1 pseudogene is annotated in these 271 nt (G+C 40.6%); it reads left to right on the top strand.

What is annotated here, in order from left to right:
* Positions 1–139 precede the first annotated feature (139 nt).
* Positions 140–271, top strand: a pseudogene (locus R7093_RS25900) (N-acetylglutamate synthase); the annotation flags it as partial.

The raw sequence follows: 271 nt of genomic DNA on the forward strand, positions 1-271 counted from the left end.
TGCTTAAATAATGTCTTTTTATTCAATTGATGGCAAGGCAATTTTTTGGAATAAAGCACAAACATCTGGAGTACGGTGCTTTGTCCAGTTTGGTTATGGAGGTTACAATACGCGCGTCTATTTCAAATAAGTGAACCTCATGTCTTCAGTGGTAAATAAGAATGCTGCGATCACTGCTCAAAACGAGTCTAATTCATCTACAAAATCGTCACTTCGCAAGTGGGCGGAACGTTCTCTCATGCTAATGGCAGTGCTGGGTACGGTCATTGTT

Source organism: Vibrio sp. 1580, from assembly GCF_033340055.1.